We start from the raw sequence: 17,302 nt of genomic DNA, 5'->3' as shown, positions 1-17,302 counted from the left end.
GGGTCGCCGCCGGCAGCCCGCGCTCAGGTAGGCGCGTGCGCCCCGTGCCCGGCCTTGACACCGTGCACCATCGACTGGTGCACGGCACGAGCCGTCGTTTCGTCGCCGGCGGGGACCGGGCTGCCCACGACCGTGTACCAGTCGAGCGCACCGGTGTACTGCACGGTCAGCCGTGCCTCACCGTCGACCCAGGTGGTGTGCACGGTGAGATCCCCGGTGATCGGTCCGACTTCGACGGTCTCCACCCCGCCGGGGCCGCTGATGATGCTCTGGGTGGTCCAGGTCGCCCAGGTGTTCACGAGGCCCCACCATCCGATTCCGGCCGTTCGTGGGTCCGGGAAGCCGGAGCCGCCCGGAAGTCGACAGGGGCCGCCGGCCCCGTGGGGGCCCGCACGGCACACGCTCGCGCCCCGGCTTTCAGCGCCCCGGCCTCCAGCGCCGTGGCTCCCCGTACCGCATCCCCCCGGGGCCCGGCCCGCCGCGCCCCGGCCTCGGCTCCAGGCCAGTGCCGGGCCCGGCCCCGCAGGACCGCCGCATTCGCCACGGCCCCCCGCGCCCCGGTCCCGCGCCCGGTGGCCCCCCATGCCGCGCTCAGGAGAGTCCCTCCGTCTCGTCGTAGGTCTCACCCTCGGCCTGCGAGGTGTCCTGTGCGTGCACGTTCTGCATCGAGGTGATGCCCTCCTCCGGGTCCGCCGCGCGGACGTCCTCCTCCTGGTCGCCGCTGACCTGGGATCGTGCGCTCATGTCCGTCATGGCGAGCTCCGTCTCCTCGGCCGGCCGGGACGGCCCGCCGCTAGGGGCGGACGCCGGGCCGGGTCTGTGCCTGACTCCAATGTGCCTCCGAGGTGGGTCCGGGGCCAACCGGCTCGGCAGGGGAATCGGCTGGTCCCGGCCGAACGGGGCCGGCCCGCCTCACCAGGCCACCGGCAGTGAGGCGAGCCCGTACACGATGGTGTCGGTGCGGAAGACCAGCTCCTCCGGCGGCACCGCGACCCGCAGGTCCGGGAGGCGGCGCAGCAGACTCTCCAGCGCGATCTGCAGCTCCACCCGGGCCAGCGGCTGCCCCAGGCACTGGTGGACGCCGAAGCCGAACGCGAGGTGCCGACGGGCGTCGCGCTCCACGTCCAGCTCGTCGGACGCCTCGAACATGCTCTCGTCCCGGTTGGCGGTGGACAGCATGCAGATCAGGCCGTCGCCGGCCCTGACCGTCCTCCCACCGAGCTCGACGTCCTCGGTCGCCAGCCGGGGAAGCCCGGACTGGATGATGGTGACGTAGCGCAGCAGCTCCTCCACGGCGCCCCTGACCAGCCCGGGATCGGCCCGCAGTCGGGCGGCCTGCTCCGGTCGGCGCAGCAGTGCCAGCGTGCTGAGGGAGATCATGTTGGCCGTCGTCTCGTGCCCCGCGACCAGGAGCAGCAGTCCCGTGGCGGCGGTCTCCTCGGGGCTGAGGTCCTCGCGGACCGCGAGCCGACTGAGGATGTCGTCCCCGGGGTGGCGGTGCTTGTCGGTGGCCAGGCCGGTCAGATAGGCCAGCAGCTCGTCCATCGCGGTCTCGACCGCCTGCTGGGACGCGGTGGTGTCGAGCAGTGTCCGGCTGCGCGACTGGAACAGCTCGTGGTCCTCGTACGGGACGCCGAGCAGCAGGCAGATCACCAGCGAGGGCACCGGCAGGGCGAAGTCGGCGACCAGATCCGCCGCGCCGGCCCCTTCGGTCATCCGGTCGATGGCCTCGTCCACGATGAGTTTGATCCCGGGGCGCATCGCTTCGACCCGCTTGACCAGGAAGTCCTTGGTCACCATCCGGCGCAGCCGGGAGTGCTCCGGGTCGTCCATCCGGATGAAGCTCGGACTGTTGACAGCGAGGCTGCGCCGCCCCGGCGAGAGAAAGGGGAAACCGGGCCGGCGGGCGTCCGCGCTGAAGCGGTGGTCGGACAGGACGGTGCGCACCTCCTGATGGCCGGTGACGAGCCAGCAGAAGCTGCCGTCCGGCAGCTCACCGGCGGTGACCGGGCCCTCCAGACCGGCCTGCCGATAGGCCGAGGGCGGGTCGAACGGGCAGGCGCCGCCGGGGGCGGCGGGGAGAACGGTGGGCGGCGCGATGGGTGTGCTCGTCACGATGACGTCTCCTTCCGGTGACCGGGCCCGGGGCGGCGTCACCACCGGCGGCACGGTGCGGTCTTCAGGTGGCTCGCGTGGGGCGGCTCGGTTCACCGCGGCTCGGGTGCGGAGGTTCGTGCGGCCGAGGGTTGGTGCGGCCGAGGTTCGTGCGTCGAGGCTGTCGGGATGCACCGAGCCCGGGCGGGGGTCTGCGCCCCGGGATCGGCGGTCGGGATTCGGTAATCGGGATCGGCGGTCGGGATTCGTCGTCGGGATCCGGTCGTCGAGGGTGGGCCGCGGGCGTGTCCTCGGGGCGCGCGCCGGGGCGGCCCCGGGTCTCAGCTGTCCCCGGTGACGGAGATGGCGCCGCCGGGGCAGAGCGCCGCGGCCAGCCGGACGTCGGCGGCGAGGTCCGGACCGGGGCTCGGCTGTCGCAGTCTCACCAGGCCGTCGTCGTCGCTCTGGTCGAACACCTCGGGCGCGGCCAGGACGCACTGTCCCGAGCTGCAACAACGGTCCTGATCGACGTTCACCTGCATGTCCGACACCTCCGTGGCGCGGCGGCGGCCTCGGCGGGCCGCTCGTCCCTGCGGTGCAGCCAACTTATCCGTCACTGTGTCGCACACGAAGAGTGCTGCGGCGGGTCACAGCAGAATGGCCGATTCGGACCGGTGCGGTCCGGTCCGAATCGGCTGAATCCGTCATGGGGGACGGGAGGGGAGTTCAAGTCCTCCGGCGGGGAAGGCGTTCCTACGAGGGGGGCACTGGAGGACGGCGGAGCGCGCAGCGCCGCCGGGCTCGGGCCCGCGCGCGGTCGCCGCGCCCCGAGGCGGGCAGAGGCTGCGTCCGTGGCGACGCCACGGACGGCCGAGGAAAGGGGTGTCGGAGGTGTCAGTGCCGGAGGTCGCCGAGGCCGCTGACGGTCGGACCGGCCGCGGCGTCCGCCTGGTCGGCGAAGGCGTCCAGGGTGCCGTTGGCGTTCGGGAGGCCGGTGGCACCCAGGTTGTCGTGCACGGGGCCCGCGTGCGCGCTCGGGGCGACCAGGGAGGCGACGACGCCGGCGGCCAGGGATGCGACGGCGAGCATGCTGCGCTTCTTCATGCCCGTCCCAACGACCGTGGATGTCCGAGGTCACGCCCAGCAGTCCGAAGACCCCGGAAAGGGTTCACCCGTTCGACGGGACCGGACCCCACCCGTGGGAGTGAGTGGATCGTCCGAACGGCCGTGCTCGGGGTTTCCGGTCCGGCGGGATGGACACGTTCGTACTCGACCCGATCGGAAAGGTGCACCGGCATGACACTGACCCTGCTCCTGCTGACCGTTCCTCTTCTCCTCGCCGCACTCCTGGCCGGCGCCCACCGGGACGGGCGCGGTGCCCGCCGGGGCGCGCAGTCGTCCCGGCCCGGCGCACACCACGCCCGGCCCGCCGTCCGCGGTTTGTCGGCCGCCCTGCCGAGCGTCCCGCTCGGCCCTGCGCGGGCCGCGGCCGCGCCGAGCGGTCGGCGGCGCGGCCGCCACGCCGCCGGGCCGGCCGCCGTGGGCCCGGGCTAGCAGTGAGAACCTCCGGTGGCGCCGTCCACGCCGCCGACAGTGGTGGCGCCCGGGCGGCTGCTCAGTAGCGCTGGGCCTTGGCCACCCTGGGTGTGGCGGCCAGGCTCTCGTTGCCGCCGAAGGCCACCGGCGAGGCCTTCGCGCCGGGCTGGAGGTTCTGGGCGCCGACGACGGTGCTGTCCACGACCGCACCGGAGGCATCGACGAAATCCACCTGGACGGCGTAGGACGCAGCCGAGCCGGTGCTGTTCACGATCGTCACCACGGCGGCCCGGCGGCCTCCGGAGTCCGCCGTCGGAACGCCCGTCAGGGTGACGTCGGACAGGGCGTTCCCGGTGCCCGAGACCCCCGCCAGGGCGGCGGAGGCCGAAGCGTTCGCGCTGGACACCTCGGCCGACACCGAGGACTGGAAGGCGGAGGCCGCGACGGACGCACCGGATGCGAGGGCGGCCGCGGAGGAGAGCAGGGCCGACGGCAGCAAGGAGGACGGCGGGGTGCCCTGGACGGTCGGCCGCGCGGGTGTGGGGGTGGAGGTGCCGTCGGAACTGCTTCCGCAGGCCGCGACGGCGGTGGCGGTGACGACCAACAGGGCCGTTGCCGCACCGATCCGCAGCGGGTCGAGACGGTGGGTGCGAACGGTCGTTCGGCCGCCGGTGTCTTTCACGAGGCACTCCTGATGTCGCGGTCCGGGTGGCCTTCTCGCCCCCGCAGGGACCACGCTGCAACCGATCACCGGCGTTCGCCCGGGTTGGTCCGCCAACCGGGTGGCGTCGGCATCCGGCGAAATTGCGGAGAGGTTTTCCTGGTTTGCCCGAATATCGCCAACCGGTTGAGGGGAGGAGTGCAAGGGATGTTTCCGACAAGAAGGGCTTCTCATGCGCTCTGCCGAGCTCACGCCGACCGTCCTCGCCGAGCTCCGCCGGCCGCGCCGCTACCCGGCGCTGTCCGTACTGATGCCCACCCATCGCAGTGAGCCCGAGAACACCCAGGACCCGGTGCGGCTGCGCAACCTCGTCGCCGAGGCGAAGAGCCGGTTGCACGCCGACGAGGCGGTCTCGCGGGCGGACCGCCTCGACCTGCTGGAGCAGTTGGACCGCGCGGTGGCCGACGTCGATCTCGTGCACGCGGAGGACGGCCTGGTGATCTTCGTCGCTCCGGGCGAGCACCAGGTGTGGTCCATCCCGCGCGCGGTGCCCGCGCGCGTGGTCTTCTCCGACACGTTCCTGACCCGCAACCTGGTCTCGACCCGCGCCGCCGGGGCCCCGTACTGGGTGTTCACCGTGTCGGCCGAGCGGGCGACGCTGTTCAGCGGCAGCGGAAGCAAGCTGACCGAGCACACCGGACACGGATTCCCGCTGGAGTACGTACCGGACCTGCCGGACGTCGAGCGCAAGGAGCGCATCGGCGACGTCCCGAGCACCTTCCGCGACGAGCAGACCCGCCACTTCGTACGTGAGGCGGACACCGCGCTGGCCGCGCTGTTGGAGGTCGAGCCGCGCCCGCTGTACGTGCTCGGCGAGGCCGCGGCCCTCGCGGTGCTCGACGAGGTCGGGACCGCCGCCAAGTCGGCCGCGGCCCAGGTGCCCAGGGGCGGCCTCGCGCGCGCGTCGGCCGCGGTGGTGCGCGAGGCGGTGCGCGGCGCCGTCGAGGAGCAGGGACGGCGCGAGGTCGCCCGGGCGAAGGAGCGGTTGGACCAGGCCCAGGGCGCCAAGACTCGGGCGGCCGGGATCGACGAGGTCTGGCGCAGCGTGTCGGAGGGCCGGGGCGCGCTGCTGGTGGTCGAGGAGGACTACTTCGAAGCGGTCAGGGTCACGGACGACCACCTGGTGCCGGCCGCGGCCGGGGAGCCGGACGTCCGTGAGGACATGGTCGACGAGATCGTGGAGCGAGCCCTGGACACCGGTGCGCAGGTCACGTTCGTGCCGACCGGCGAGCTGGCCGACCTGGGGCGGATCGCCGCCGTACTGCGGTACTGAACGCCGCGTCACCGGGCGGCGGGCAACGCGCCCCGGTCGCCGTCCGTCAGGGCCACTTGTGTGACCGCCGCCCAGGTGGACGGCGGCGGGCCGCCCCGGGTGCCGATCCGGAGGAGGTCCGGCACCGCGGTGCGTCGGCGCCGCCCTCGGCCCGACCGGGTGGCGCCCCCCCGCCGGTCTGCTGTTCTATCTGGGGCTGGAGTTCCACCTTCCGCTGGACGCCCTGCTCCAGGTCGGCAAGGCGTCCGCCTTCCTGCTGGTGCTCGCCGCGGGCTGCCGGGTGTGGCGCTCGCCGAGGCGCTCGCGCCGGCCCACTGGGGCACCGGGGTGGTCGACCGGCTGGTGTCGACCGACGACAACGAGCTCCTGGTCGTCACCTTCCTGGGCCAGGCGGCGTGGTGGCCGGGGTGATCGCCGCGCGCCTCCCCGGGATGGGCCGGGCGGAGGCCGCGGCGATCGGCCTGACCCTGCTCTCCCGGGGCGAGTTCGCCCTCGTCCCCGGTGCGATGGCCGCCACCGCCGGGCTGGACGCCCGACTGGGCCCGTTCATCGCGGGCCACGTCCTCGTGCTGGCGCTGCTCGGGCCGCTGGCGGCCAGTCAGTCCAGGCGCTTCGCGCGGTTGTTGCCGGCCGGCCCGGCCGAACGGGAACCGCAGCCGCTCTGACCAGGTGCCGCTCTGACCAGGTGCCGGGCGGCGGGCGTCCACCGGGCGGTCGGCGCGGCCCGGACGGGCTCTCGGCCAGGACTCCTGCCGGGTCGCGGTCGGCCACCGCCGGAGCCGATCTTCACCGGATGTGTACGCAAGGGCTCCACCCAGGTAGCTACTCTCCAGTAACCTGGGCGGATTCCGTCCGCCCGCATTCCGGAGGTACCCGTGTCACCGACCCAGGCGTCCCGACCCTCGACCGGCCGGGCCGCGCGCCCGTTGGCGGCGCTCCTGCTCGTGGCGGGGGCGGCGCACTTCGCCCGGCCCCGGACCTTCGACGCCATCGTCCCGCGTTCGCTGCCGGGCACCCCGCGGGCCTGGACCTACGCCAGCGGAGTCGCCGAACTCGCGCTGGGCGCCGCGGTGGCCGCTCCGAGGACCCGCCGGCTCGGCGCGCTCGCCGCGGCCGGATTCTTCGTCGCGGTCCTGCCCGCCAACGTGAAGATGGCGGCCGACTGGCGCCACCGCCCGACGCCGTACAAGGAGATCGCCTGGGCCCGGGTGCCGTTGCAGCTGCCCCTGGTCTGGTGGGCGATGCGGGCCGGCCGCAAGGTCTGACCGGGGTGCTGCCGCAAGGGCGCCGGCCGGTCGGCCCAGTTGGTCGGCACAGTTGGACGGCCCGCGCGCCGTCCGGAGCGAAGCCGGTCGGCGGACGGGCCGTGGCGACCACGATGCGCCTCGGGCCGCCGCCCCGGTACCGGCGCGCGGACGGCGCGGCGCAGCACGGCACGGGCGTACACAGGGGCGCACGAGCACAGAGCGGCGGGAGTGGCCGGGAACGGGGCGGGGTCAGAGGGTGGACGTGCCCTGCGGCGCCGCCGGGGTGCCGCGCTCCTGCGGCACGGCGGGGGCGACCCGCCAGTCGGGGTGGCCCGGCATCGGCGGGGTCCGGCTCCCGTAGAGCCACTCCTCCAGGAACGGGCCGAGATCCTCCCCGGACGCCTCGGACGCGGTACGGATGAAATCCCGGGTGCCGGCCGCGCCGTGCCGGTAGCGCTCCAGGAAGCTCTGCTCGATCCGCTCGAAGGCCGCCTGGCCGACCCTCTCGTGCAGCGCGTACAGCACGAGCACGCCCCCGGCGTAGCGCTGGCTGTCGAAGAGGTTCGCGGCGGTCGGTGCGGCCACCGGGCCGGAGTCGAGCCGCCACTGGTCGCCCTGGGTGTACGTGTCGCGCATGGCGGCCTCCAGAGAGGTCAGGCCGAGACCGTCGGGCCAGCCCTGCTCGTAGCGGTACAGCAGGCCGTAGTAGTCGGCGTGGCCCTCGTTCAGCCAGAGATCGGCCCAGGTGCGCGGCGAGACGCTGTCGCCGAACCAGGCGTGCACCAGCTCGTGCATCATGTGCGGGGCGATCCGCTGCTCGGGCTGGGCTAGGTAGCCGGGCTTGTAGAGGGTCAGCGTCTGGGTCTCCAGGCCGGTGAAGCCGAAGGCCGCCGGATCGTCGCTGTCGGCGGGCATCAGGCCGTACGTCTCGAAGGGGAACTCCCCGAGGTGCCGCCCGATCCAGGCCAGCTGACCGTCGGTGAGCGCCAGGGCGGGCTGCACGGCCTCGGCACGGCTCACCGGGACCACGTCGCGCAGCGGCAGGCCGCCCGGCCCCCGGCGCTCTCTCACCGTGTAGTCGCCGACCGAGAGCTGGAGCAGCTCGGTGGCCATCGGATCGCGCGAGACGTACGTGCGGGTGGTCCGCCCCTCCTTCTCCGCGCTGTCGGCCAGGGTGCCCCCGGCCACGCCGAGGGTGTGGTTCGGCGCGCTGATCCGGACGCTGAAGGACGCCTTGTCGGCGGGTACGTCGTTGCAGGGGAACACGGTGTGCGCGCCGTTGGGCTGGCCGGCGATCGCGAATCCGTCGGCGGTCGGCACCCAGGCGGTGTGGGGGAGCCGGGCGCGCGGATCGGCCGAGTAGTCGACCACCACCGTCATGGTGGCGCCGCGTCCCACCGGCCGGGCCGGGGAGACGTCCAGCTTCTCGTCGTGCAGCACGAAGGCGGCGGCCCTGCCGTCCACCCGCACGCCGTGCACCGCCAGGCCGAGGGCGTCGAACCCGAAGGCGGACAGGTCCCGAGTGGCGCGCGCGGTGACGGTCGCGCTCGCCTCCACCGTCCGGGTGTCGGCCCGGTAGTCGAAGGCCAGGTCGTACCGCAGGGCGTCGTACCCGGCATTGCCGAGCCCCGGGAAGACCGGGTCGCCCGGATCGGGCGGCGGGTTGCCGAGGAAGGCGTTCGGGGGCGTCGGTCGTGGCCGGGTGGCCTCGGGCAGTGAGCCGGATCCGCAGGCCGCGGTGAGTGCGAGGACGGCGGCGAGACAGGTGCGGGAGAGGAACAGTGCGATCACCATCTCGTCGGGGCGGCCGCGGTGCGAGGCGGCCGGTTCTGAGCTTCGGGTGCCGAACCGTCGGCAGTCGAGCGGTCGGCTTCCGAGGGGTCGGCTTCCGAGGGGTCGGCTTCCGAGGGGTCGGCTCCGAGCGGTTGCTCGCCGAGTGGCCGGTCCCGGTGCTCGATCGCTACCCGCGGCACCGGGCGGACGACCCCTGTCGACGCCGCTTCGTACCCGAAAGGACCCCTGGGGGGAGGCCGCGGAGGTGATCGGCCGGGCGGAGGACAGCGCCGTCGGCGGCCCCCGTCATCCGTACGGCCCAGTCGTCTGGCGGGTGACCGGCGGTGTCCGTAGGCTCACAGATGTCCCGGCCCCTGACGGCCGGGGCCACGGCCGCCGGAGAACCTGGCCAGGTCCGGCGGCCGTTCCCATGCCCCGCGTGCTCATTCCCCGCTCGCTCAGTCCCCGCGGCTCAGTCCCCCGCTCGCGCCGAGCTCCGCTTCGGCTCGCGCACACACGTGCTCCCGAGTCGGGTCGTCAGCGTGCAGCCGCACGACGGTCACTCTGCGCTGCGAAGATCCGCGCTGCGAAGACCCGCGCTGCGAAGACCCGCCGAGCGCCGAGCGGCGTTTGACGTCGGGACACCGTGGCCGGGGTGGCACGACCGAGCGCCGTCCGCCCGTCTCCGGCAGCCACCCGGGATCACCGTGCGGACCAATTGACGTATTCCACGATCAGCGGGCTCGCCACCAGGCAGCTCGCCTCGGTGGCGGTCTCGGGCAGCAACGCGCTGACCCGGGCGTAGCCGGTCATGACGGCAGAAGTGCTGACCTCGGTCCTCTCGGCGTCGAGGGCTGCCAGGAGGTCACGGATGCCGGCGCGATGCAGGGGAGCGGCCGGCTCGGGTGGGGTTCCCCCGTCCGCCCCGCTCTCCGGTTCGAGCGGATCACTGGCGCCGGCCAGTGCGCTGACGGCGTGTCCGGCATTGGTGACGAAGGCGGTGCCGGCGCTGTGGCCGCCGCCGTCGAGGCCGGTCAGCGCGGGGCCGTCGACCTGGACCGGCGGACGACCGAGCAGGTGCCGGGCGGAGCCGTGCAGCAGGACCCGGCGGGTGGCCCCGGCCGGGTCGGGGCGCGCCCGGTCCGGGGCCCGGTCCACGAACAGCACCAAGTCCTGGTACCTGCCCCGGAGCGTGACCCAGTCCAGTGCGGCCTCGAACCTGACCCACCGGCCCGGCGCGAGCTCGGACTCCGTGTGCCGGGGCGTGTGGCGTGCCATCGCCTTCTCCACCCGCTTGAGGTGGCGCCGCAGATCCTGGACGCTGTTCGACGCGGGGGTCTCCACGTTGATCCCGGCGAGGGACACGCCGGCGTGCAGCTTGACGGCGGGGAGAGCGCGTCGCGGCTCCGGCAGGAACTCGTTCAGCTTGCCCTCGGACAAGTAGACAACCTCACGCACTGGAGCCCCCCGACTGCTCTGCCCATCGGCACTTGCTTCCGCCGGGCCCATCCTGCCATCTCGCACCGACAACAGCCCGGCCTCAGCCCGGCCTCAGCCCGGCCTCAGCCCGGCCTCAGCCCCGCCTCAGCCCCGCCTCAGCTCCGCCTCGCAGGTCGGACACGGCAACCCCTGCTGCTTGCGCCGGCCGGCTCCGAACCGGAGTCGCCGGCGGACCAGTGCCTCGGCCGTCGCCGGCGCCGCACGGTCAGTCGTCCTCCCCGCCCGCACCGGGCAGGTCGACCTCGAACCAGACCACCTTGCCGTGGCCGGTGCTCCGACTGCCCCAGCGATGCGCCAGCTCGTCCACCAGGGTCATGCCCCGCCCGCCCTCGTCGCCCTCACCGGCCCGGCGGGGGCGGGGCTCGCGGGCGTCCAGGTCGGCGACCTCCACGGTCAGGTACCGGTTGCGGAAGATCCTCAGCTGGGTCGGCGAGCCCGCGTGCAGCAGCGCGTTGGTGATGAGTTCGCTGGTCAGCAGTTCGGTGAGGTCAACCAGGCCGGCCAGGCCCCAGGTGGTGAGCGTCCGGCGGGCGAACCGGCGGGCGTGCCGGACCAGCGCGTGGTCGCCGGTCAGCGCGAGTGTGGCGATCCGGTCCGCGCCGACCGGGCGGCAGCGCGCCATGATCACGGCGATGTCGTCCTCACTGGCGGGGGCGTCGAGCGCCGTCAGCACCGCGTCGCAGGTCCGCTCCAGCGAGAACGTCCGCCCGGTCATCGTGCGGCGCAGCAGCTCGATGCCCTCGTCCAGATCGCGCCTGCGGCGCTCCACCAGCCCGTCGGTGTACAGCACCAGGATGGCGTCCTGCGGGAGGGTGAACTCGACGGTCTCGAACGGCACCCCGCCCACGCCCAGCGGTGCCCCGGGCGGCAGCGGTATCAGCCGGGCCGAGCCGTCGGGCGTGGCCAGCACCGGCGGCAGATGGCCGGCGTTCGCCGCGGTGCAGGTGCGGTCGACCGGGTCGTAGACCAGGCAGACACCGGTGGCGAACTGCCCCTCGCCGATCGCCGCTGTCGCCTCGTCCAGCCTGCGCAACACCCGGGCGGGGTCCATGTCCAGGGTGATCAGGGTGCGCGCCACCGTCCGGAGCTGCCCCATCGTGGCGGCGGCCCGGATGCCGTGGCCCATCACGTCGCCGACCACCAGCGCGACCCGGCCGCAGGAGAGCGGCACCACGTCGAACCAGTCCCCGCCGACCTCGCTGCTGACACTGCTGGGCAGATACCGGTAGGCGATCTCCAGCCCGACCGTGTGGTGCACCTCCTGCGGCAACAGGCTGCGCTGGAGGGTCAGCGCGGTGTCCCGCTCGCGCCGGTACAGCCGGGCGTTGTCGATGCAGACCGCGGCGCGGGCCACCAGCTCCTCCGCGAGCGAGACGTCCGCCGGCGTGAAGGGCTCCGGGTTGCGGGTCCGGATGAACTCGGCGCCGCCCAGCACCACACCGCGCGCCAGCAACGGCACCATCAGGTACGAGTGCACGCCGGCCGCCAGACTCGGTTCCACCCGGTCCGGCGAGGCGACGATCCGGCGCAGCGCCGCCTCGTCCACCTCCGGCACCAGGATCGAGCGCCCGGTGCGCAGGCTCTCGGCGTAGACCTCGGCGGAGGTCGACGACTGGCCGACCGGGTCGGCGGCCCTGGCCATCACCCCGTCCGAGGCCAGCTCGCCGACCGCCACCGCGCGCAGCCGTACCGCCCGCTCGGTCGACGGCGGCGGCGTCAGTTCGTCCCCCTCCAGCACACTGTCCAGCAGGTCGACCGTCACGAAGTCGGCGAAGCGGGGGATCACCACGTCCACCAGCTCCTGGGCGGTGCGCTGCAGATCCAGCGTGGTGCCGATCCTGGTGGACGCCTCGTTCAGCAGGGCGAGCCGCTGACGGGCCGCGTCGCCCTCCTCCAGGGCGAGCTGGCGCTGCCGTGCGGCGTCCCGCTCGCGGGTGTACAGCAGGGCGTTGTCGATCGAGACCGCCGCCCGCGCGGTCAGCTCACGGGCCAGCGCGAGATCCTCCTCGTCGTAGGGGCGCGCCGTGATGGTGCGGTAGAACGCGGCGATGCCCACGGCCGCGCCACGGGCGATCAGCGGCACCACCATGAAGGTGTGCACACCCTGCTCCTGGGCGGCCGCGGCCCGCACCGGATCCTCGGCGAGCCAGGCCAGCTCCTCGTCGTCCAGGCGCGGCACCAGCACCGCGCGGCGGTGCGTCAGGCTCCACGACCGGGGCGTGCTCGGGTGGAACCGCCGGACGTCACCGATCGACGCGATCGGCACGATCCCCGCGCCGGGCGTCGCGTGGAAGGCCATCCGGCGCAGTGAGGCCGAGCGGTCGGCCGGGCTGAACTGCTCGCGCTCCCCGTGCAACAGCGAGTCGAGCACCTCCACCACGACCGCGTCCGCGAGCCGGGGAGTGGCGACCTCGGCCAGCTCCCGGGCGGTCTGCCCGAGGTCGAGCGTGGTGCCGATCCGGGTGGACGCCGAGTTGACCACCGCCAGCCGCTCCTGCGCGGCCTTCGCGTCCCGCAGCGCCTGCGCCCTGGCCTTCAGCACCTGCTCGCGGCGCAGGTACAGCAGGGCGTTGTCGATGGCCACCGCCGCCCGGCCGGCCAGTTCGTCACCGAGCGTGAAGTCCGCCTCCGCGAAGGACTCGCGGTCCCCGCGCCGCGAGTAGACGACCATGCCGAGCACCTCGCCCCGGGCGACCAACGGGGCGATCCGCACCGGCCGCGGACGCAGGCCCCGGTAGGTCCGCAACCGCTCCGGCGCCATCCCCACCGCCAGCAGCGGCAGCTCCCAGGAGGGTGCCACCACCGGCAGTCCGCTCGCCAGCGCCTGTGCGTACGCCGAATCGGGCGGGATCGTCAGCACCGCGTCGGTCGGCAGGTCCTCCAGCGGGTAGTCGGCCTCCGAGGCGGCCGTCGCGAGCCGGCGCACCCGCAACGGCAGGGTGCTGCCCAGCGTCGCGGCCGCGCTCTCCGGCACCGGCTTCTCCAGCGCGAACACCCCGCAGGTATCGGCCACCCGGGGCACCATGGCCTGCGCCAGCTCCCGCGCGGTCTGCCGCAGGTCCAGCGTGGTGCCGATCGAGGCGGCGGCGTCCACCAGCAGGGTCAGCCGCTCCTGGGCGCTGGCGGCCAGCTCCTCGGCCCGGAAGTGCTCGGTCACGTCCACGATGGTCGAGCTGACGCCGAGCACGTTCCCGCTCGGCTCCTCCAGCCGGAAGTAGGAGGCCGACCAGGCGTGCTCGCGGTCGGGATCCCCGGGCGTGAGGCCGTGCGAGCGGGCGTCTATCACCGGGCGGCCGGTGCCCAGCACCTCCCGCATCACCGCTTCGATCTCCGTGCCGTTGATCCCCGGCAGCACGTCCGTCACCCTGCGCCCCAGGTGCTCGGGCACGGTCAGGCCGTTCGCGCGCGCCAGGGCGTCGTTCAGCCGGACGTACCGCAGCTCGCGGTCGTAGACCGCCATGCCGATGGGGGACTGGGTGAAGAACCCGTCGAGGACCGCCAGATCGGATTCCACCCGCCGCAGCGCGCTCACGTCCGAGGCCACCGCCAGCACCAGCGGCCGACCGTCCGGACCGGTGATCGGGTGGGTACGGAACTCCAGGTTCACGTGGTGGCCCTCGCGGTGGCGCACCGGGAACACGCCCGACCAGCCGCGCCCGCGCAGGATGCTGTCGAACAGCTCGATCACCTCGGGCCGCTGCTCCTCGGTCACCAGGATGTCGGCGGCGGGCGTCCCGACGGCCTCGGCGGCCGTGTAGCCGAGCAGGGCCTGCGCGTCGGCGCTCCAGTGCAGGATCCGGCCGTCGCCCGCGATCAGAGCGGTCGCGATCGGCACGGACAGCAGACCGCCCTGGACGGTCCGCTCGTCGGGCCGGGCCGGACGGGCGCCCGTCAGCGCGCCCCGTCCGTCGGTGTGCTCGTACCGCTGCATGGCCAGGAAACCGCCCGGAGGTCGAATATCCGCCCTGCCATCTTCGCACCGACCGGCCGCCGCCACCCGGGTGGGCGGCGACGGCCGGTCGGTGGCGTCACGCGCCGGGCCCGCTGCGCCGCGGGGCGCCGGAGCGCACGGGCTGCGCGCCCGCGCGGGCGGGGCGGGACGGGCGGCCGCTCTGGCCACGCGCACCGGCGTACGGGCGGCGGCGCGGGCGCTCGATCACCGGGTCCGGCACCGTCACGGGCACGCCGGTGGGCACGCACGCGCCGGTGATCCGGGTGAGCTCGGCGTCGCCGGAGCGGACCTGCACCGAGTGCGGGGTGATGCCCGCCGAGGCCATCATGCGGGCCGTGCCCCGGCGCTGCTTGGGCAGGACGAGGGTGACGACCGTGCCGGACTCGCCGGCCCGCGCGGTGCGCCCGCCACGGTGCAGGTAGTCCTTGTGGTCGGTCGGCGGATCGATGTTGACCACCAGGTCGAGCCCGTCGATGTGGATGCCGCGTGCCGCGACGTTCGTCGCGATCAGCGCGGTGACCTGGCCGGACCGGAACTGCTCCAGGGTGCGCGAGCGCTGCGGCTGGGACTTCCCGCCGTGCAGGGCGGCCGCCCGCACGCCACTCGCGAGCAACTCCTCCACCAGGCGGTCGGCGGAGTCCTTGGTGTCCGTGAACATGATCACCCCGCCGTCACGGGAGGCGATGTGGGCGATCGCGGTGTTCTTGTCGTGGTGCTGCACGTGCAGCAGGTGGTGCTCCATCGTGCTGACCGTGGCGGTGGAGGGGTCGACCGAGTGGGTCACCGGGTCCTTGAGGAAGCGGCGCACCAGCCGGTCGACGTTGCGGTCCAGGGTGGCGGAGAAGAGCATCGTCTGACCGTCCGCCTCCACCTGCTCCAGCAGCTCGGTGACCTGCGGAAGGAAGCCCATGTCGGCCATCTGGTCGGCCTCGTCCAGGACGGTCACCGACACCTCGTCCAGCCGGCAGTCGCCCCGCTCCACCAGGTCCTTCAGGCGGCCCGGGGTCGCCACCACGACCTCCGCACCCCGGCCGAGCTGGTAGGCCTGCTGCCTGATCGGCATGCCGCCGACGACGGTCGCCAGTCGCAGCCGCACGGAGTGCGCGTACGGGGTCAGCGCCTCGGTGACCTGCTGCGCGAGCTCGCGGGTCGGCACGAGGACCAGCGCCAGCGGCCGGTGGGGCTCCGCGCGCCGCCCGGTGGTGCGGGAGAGCAGTGCCAGGCCGAAGGCCAGGGTCTTCCCGGAGCCGGTGCGACCCCGGCCGAGCACGTCGCGCCCGGCCAGCGCGTTGGGCAGGGTGGCGGCCTGGATCGGGAACGGCGCGCTCACCCCTCGACGGGTCAGCGTCGCCAGCAGTGGGCCCGGGAGCTCCATCGCCTCGAACGCCTCCACCGCGGGCAGCGCCGGGGTGATGGTCTCGGGAAGGCTGAACTCGCCCTGCACGGAACCGCGGTGGCGGTTGCCGGGGCCCCCGGAGCGGCGCGGGCCGGCGGACGGGCGGCCACCGGAGCCGCTGCGGGCGGATCCGGCGAAGGACGAGCGGACGGGACGGGTCATGGCGGGAGGACCTTCCTCGGAGGGCACGTCACGAGGGGGACTCCCGGCAGTGAGCCGTGGGGAGGCCGCAAGAACGGGCCGGAGATGTGGAGCCGGGCGTGGGCGGTCGAACCGTGCCGCACGTCACCTGGTCACCTGCGTCCGCCGCTCGACGGGAGCGGCGGGGGACTCCGTGCGGGGACTCGTGGCGGCCGGGGCCGTGTCCGGTCCACCGGGCCGGGCGCGCTGCTGCCGGCCGTACCGGGGTTCGGGTACGCGGGCAGTGCGGCTGCGCGGAGGTGGTGCGGGCCCCGGGGCGGCTGTGTCACCGACCGGGGAGCGGAGTCCTTGGGGGAGCGCCGGGAGCGGCGCAGGCGAAAACGCGGTCAAGGCGTGTACGGCCTGCGCGAGGCGTGTGCGATGCGTGTGGAAACATGTCGCGTCGATGAAATCGCGGGGCGATCAAGGCCCCTGCTGTTTCATCGGGAACGGCCAGAGGCCCGTACCGTGCGTGTACACGGTACGGGCCCCTGCTGCGATGGCAGATGCCGGTGCAGTGGAAGTCAGAGGGGGCGAATGTTCTCCGCCTGCGGGCCCTTCTGGCCCTGCGTGACGTCGAACTCGACCTTCTGGCCCTCAAGCAGCTCGCGGAAGCCCTGGGCGTTGATGTTCGAGTAGTGGGCGAACACGTCGGCGCCGCCACCGTCCTGCTCGATGAAGCCAAAGCCCTTTTCCGCGTTGAACCACTTCACGGTGCCAGTAGCCATATAGAAATCTCCTTCAGAACTGTACGAAGCCCGCCACTTGCGAACTTCGCGTTGCTGCGATGATGCCACGTCCGGGGGAAATCCGGGGAAACAAAAATGCGCCTGTCGGTTGGAACCAGCAGGCGCACACAAATTTCATGGGAACCAAAACCGCAACTGATTCGACTGTAGCAGCATCGCGGACCGAGCGGGGGATCACCGGGCTGTGGGATCTTGCCGCCTCCGCGCCCGGCGCGGGCACCGGTCGGCCCCCGAGCGGGCGACGGCCGTGCATGCGCCGCAGGAACCGGGGCAGTCGACCGGTCGGATCCCCGTCGCCCGGCGGGTCTCTGACGGACCGGCGGTTCACCCGTCCGGCCGTGAGCGGCCGGGTGCCGGCGGGGCCGAGCGCATCGGAAGGGGAGTGTGTCGTGAGCGAGAACCTGTGGGAGCACCGGCCCGAGAGCGGCTATGTCACCGGGACCGACCTGGCCGGCTACCGGGTCGAGGCCATCGACGGCCACATCGGCAAGGTCGACAAGCACACCGCCGAGGCGGACGGGGCGAACATCATCGTCGACACCGGCGTGTGGATCTTCGGCAAGGAGATCCTGCTGCCCGCCGGGTGCATCTCGGCTGTCGACCACCCCAACGGGACGGTGTTCCTGAACCGGACCAAGGAGGACGTCAAGGGCGCGCCGGAGTTCCACCGGGACCACCACACCGAGGCCCCGGACTACCGTCTGACCCTGGGCGACTACTACTCCGGCCGGGTGCTGTAGCAGCCCGCGACGGCGACGGACGGGGGCGCGGTGCCGATCGGGCACCGCGCCCCCGTCGCGTGGCCCCCCGTCGCGTGGCCCCCCGTCGCGTGGCCCCCCGTCGCGTGGCCCCCCGTCGCGTGGCCCCCCGTCGCGTGGCCC

General features: G+C 73.8%; 17 protein-coding genes. 6 read left to right on the top strand and 11 right to left on the bottom strand.

Features of this window, described 5'->3' with window-relative positions; all coding sequences use genetic code 11:
• Nucleotides 1–23: 23 nt before the first annotated feature.
• From OG823_RS02990 to OG823_RS02970, 5 genes are all read right to left on the bottom strand, one after another.
• Complete coding sequence (locus tag OG823_RS02990; protein ID WP_371477247.1) at nucleotides 24–299, bottom strand: hypothetical protein; 276 nt, start codon at nucleotides 297–299, stop codon at nucleotides 24–26.
• A gap of 292 nt (nucleotides 300–591) precedes the next feature.
• Nucleotides 592–744: a hypothetical protein gene (locus OG823_RS02985; protein WP_371477245.1), complete on the bottom strand. Its 153-nt coding sequence runs from the start codon at nucleotides 742–744 to the stop codon at nucleotides 592–594.
• 168 nt (nucleotides 745–912) lie between these two features.
• The gene (locus OG823_RS02980; RefSeq protein ID WP_371484278.1) at nucleotides 913–2,118 is read right to left on the bottom strand and encodes a cytochrome P450; all 1,206 of its coding nucleotides are present in this window, start codon (nucleotides 2,116–2,118) and stop codon (nucleotides 913–915) included.
• A 317-nt stretch (nucleotides 2,119–2,435) separates the two neighbouring features.
• Nucleotides 2,436–2,636, bottom strand: coding sequence for a ferredoxin (locus OG823_RS02975; RefSeq protein ID WP_371477244.1), 201 nt, complete (start codon nucleotides 2,634–2,636; stop codon nucleotides 2,436–2,438).
• Nucleotides 2,637–2,988: 352 nt separating this feature from the next.
• A complete protein-coding gene (locus tag OG823_RS02970) occupies nucleotides 2,989–3,198 on the bottom strand; it encodes a hypothetical protein (RefSeq protein ID WP_371477243.1) in 210 nt (69 codons plus the stop codon).
• A 192-nt stretch (nucleotides 3,199–3,390) separates the two neighbouring features.
• Here OG823_RS02970 and OG823_RS02965 point away from each other — a divergent pair, with 192 nt between their 5' ends.
• Nucleotides 3,391–3,648 carry a hypothetical protein gene (locus OG823_RS02965; protein WP_371477242.1) on the top strand — a complete coding sequence of 86 codons (258 nt, stop codon included), beginning with the start codon at nucleotides 3,391–3,393 and terminating at the stop codon, nucleotides 3,646–3,648.
• A gap of 61 nt (nucleotides 3,649–3,709) precedes the next feature.
• Here OG823_RS02965 and OG823_RS02960 read toward each other — a convergent pair whose 3' ends face one another.
• Complete coding sequence (locus OG823_RS02960) at nucleotides 3,710–4,312, bottom strand: hypothetical protein (protein WP_371477239.1); 603 nt, start codon at nucleotides 4,310–4,312, stop codon at nucleotides 3,710–3,712.
• 211 nt (nucleotides 4,313–4,523) lie between these two features.
• Here OG823_RS02960 and OG823_RS02955 point away from each other — a divergent pair, with 211 nt between their 5' ends.
• From OG823_RS02955 to OG823_RS02940, 4 genes are all read left to right on the top strand, one after another.
• Nucleotides 4,524–5,624 (top strand): chemotaxis protein, encoded by a 1,101-nt coding sequence (locus tag OG823_RS02955; protein WP_371477237.1) that lies wholly within the window; start codon nucleotides 4,524–4,526, stop codon nucleotides 5,622–5,624.
• Between the two features lie 282 nt (nucleotides 5,625–5,906).
• A complete protein-coding gene (locus OG823_RS02950) occupies nucleotides 5,907–6,035 on the top strand; it encodes a hypothetical protein (protein ID WP_371477235.1) in 129 nt (42 codons plus the stop codon).
• Nucleotides 6,032–6,289, top strand: coding sequence for a hypothetical protein (locus tag OG823_RS02945; protein ID WP_371477234.1), 258 nt, complete (start codon nucleotides 6,032–6,034; stop codon nucleotides 6,287–6,289). Before OG823_RS02950 ends, OG823_RS02945 begins: the two co-directional genes overlap by 4 nt.
• Before the next feature lie 210 nt (nucleotides 6,290–6,499).
• Entirely contained in the window at nucleotides 6,500–6,889 is a 390-nt protein-coding gene (locus tag OG823_RS02940; protein ID WP_371477231.1) for a DoxX family protein, read from the top strand.
• A gap of 231 nt (nucleotides 6,890–7,120) precedes the next feature.
• Here OG823_RS02940 and OG823_RS02935 read toward each other — a convergent pair whose 3' ends face one another.
• The 5 genes from OG823_RS02935 to OG823_RS02915 form a co-directional block, all read right to left on the bottom strand.
• Entirely contained in the window at nucleotides 7,121–8,665 is a 1,545-nt protein-coding gene (locus OG823_RS02935) for a M1 family metallopeptidase (RefSeq protein ID WP_371477229.1), read from the bottom strand.
• 681 nt (nucleotides 8,666–9,346) lie between these two features.
• Complete coding sequence (locus OG823_RS02930; RefSeq protein WP_371477226.1) at nucleotides 9,347–10,153, bottom strand: SAVMC3_10250 family protein; 807 nt, start codon at nucleotides 10,151–10,153, stop codon at nucleotides 9,347–9,349.
• A gap of 196 nt (nucleotides 10,154–10,349) precedes the next feature.
• Entirely contained in the window at nucleotides 10,350–14,075 is a 3,726-nt protein-coding gene (locus OG823_RS02925) for a SpoIIE family protein phosphatase (RefSeq protein ID WP_371477224.1), read from the bottom strand.
• Nucleotides 14,076–14,172: 97 nt separating this feature from the next.
• Nucleotides 14,173–15,654 carry a DEAD/DEAH box helicase gene (locus OG823_RS02920; protein WP_371477221.1) on the bottom strand — a complete coding sequence of 494 codons (1,482 nt, stop codon included), beginning with the start codon at nucleotides 15,652–15,654 and terminating at the stop codon, nucleotides 14,173–14,175.
• Nucleotides 15,655–16,196: 542 nt separating this feature from the next.
• Nucleotides 16,197–16,400 (bottom strand): cold-shock protein, encoded by a 204-nt coding sequence (locus tag OG823_RS02915; protein ID WP_034090357.1) that lies wholly within the window; start codon nucleotides 16,398–16,400, stop codon nucleotides 16,197–16,199.
• Nucleotides 16,401–16,810: 410 nt separating this feature from the next.
• Between OG823_RS02915 and OG823_RS02910 the strand changes: the two genes are divergently transcribed.
• Complete coding sequence (locus OG823_RS02910) at nucleotides 16,811–17,161, top strand: PRC-barrel domain containing protein (protein WP_371477218.1); 351 nt, start codon at nucleotides 16,811–16,813, stop codon at nucleotides 17,159–17,161.
• Nucleotides 17,162–17,302 lie beyond the last annotated feature (141 nt).

It is taken from the genome of Kitasatospora sp. NBC_00315, from assembly GCF_041435095.1.
Taxonomy (GTDB): domain Bacteria; phylum Actinomycetota; class Actinomycetes; order Streptomycetales; family Streptomycetaceae; genus Kitasatospora.
Note: the sequence above shows the minus strand (reverse complement) of the source record. Positions and strands in the feature narration are given on the sequence as shown.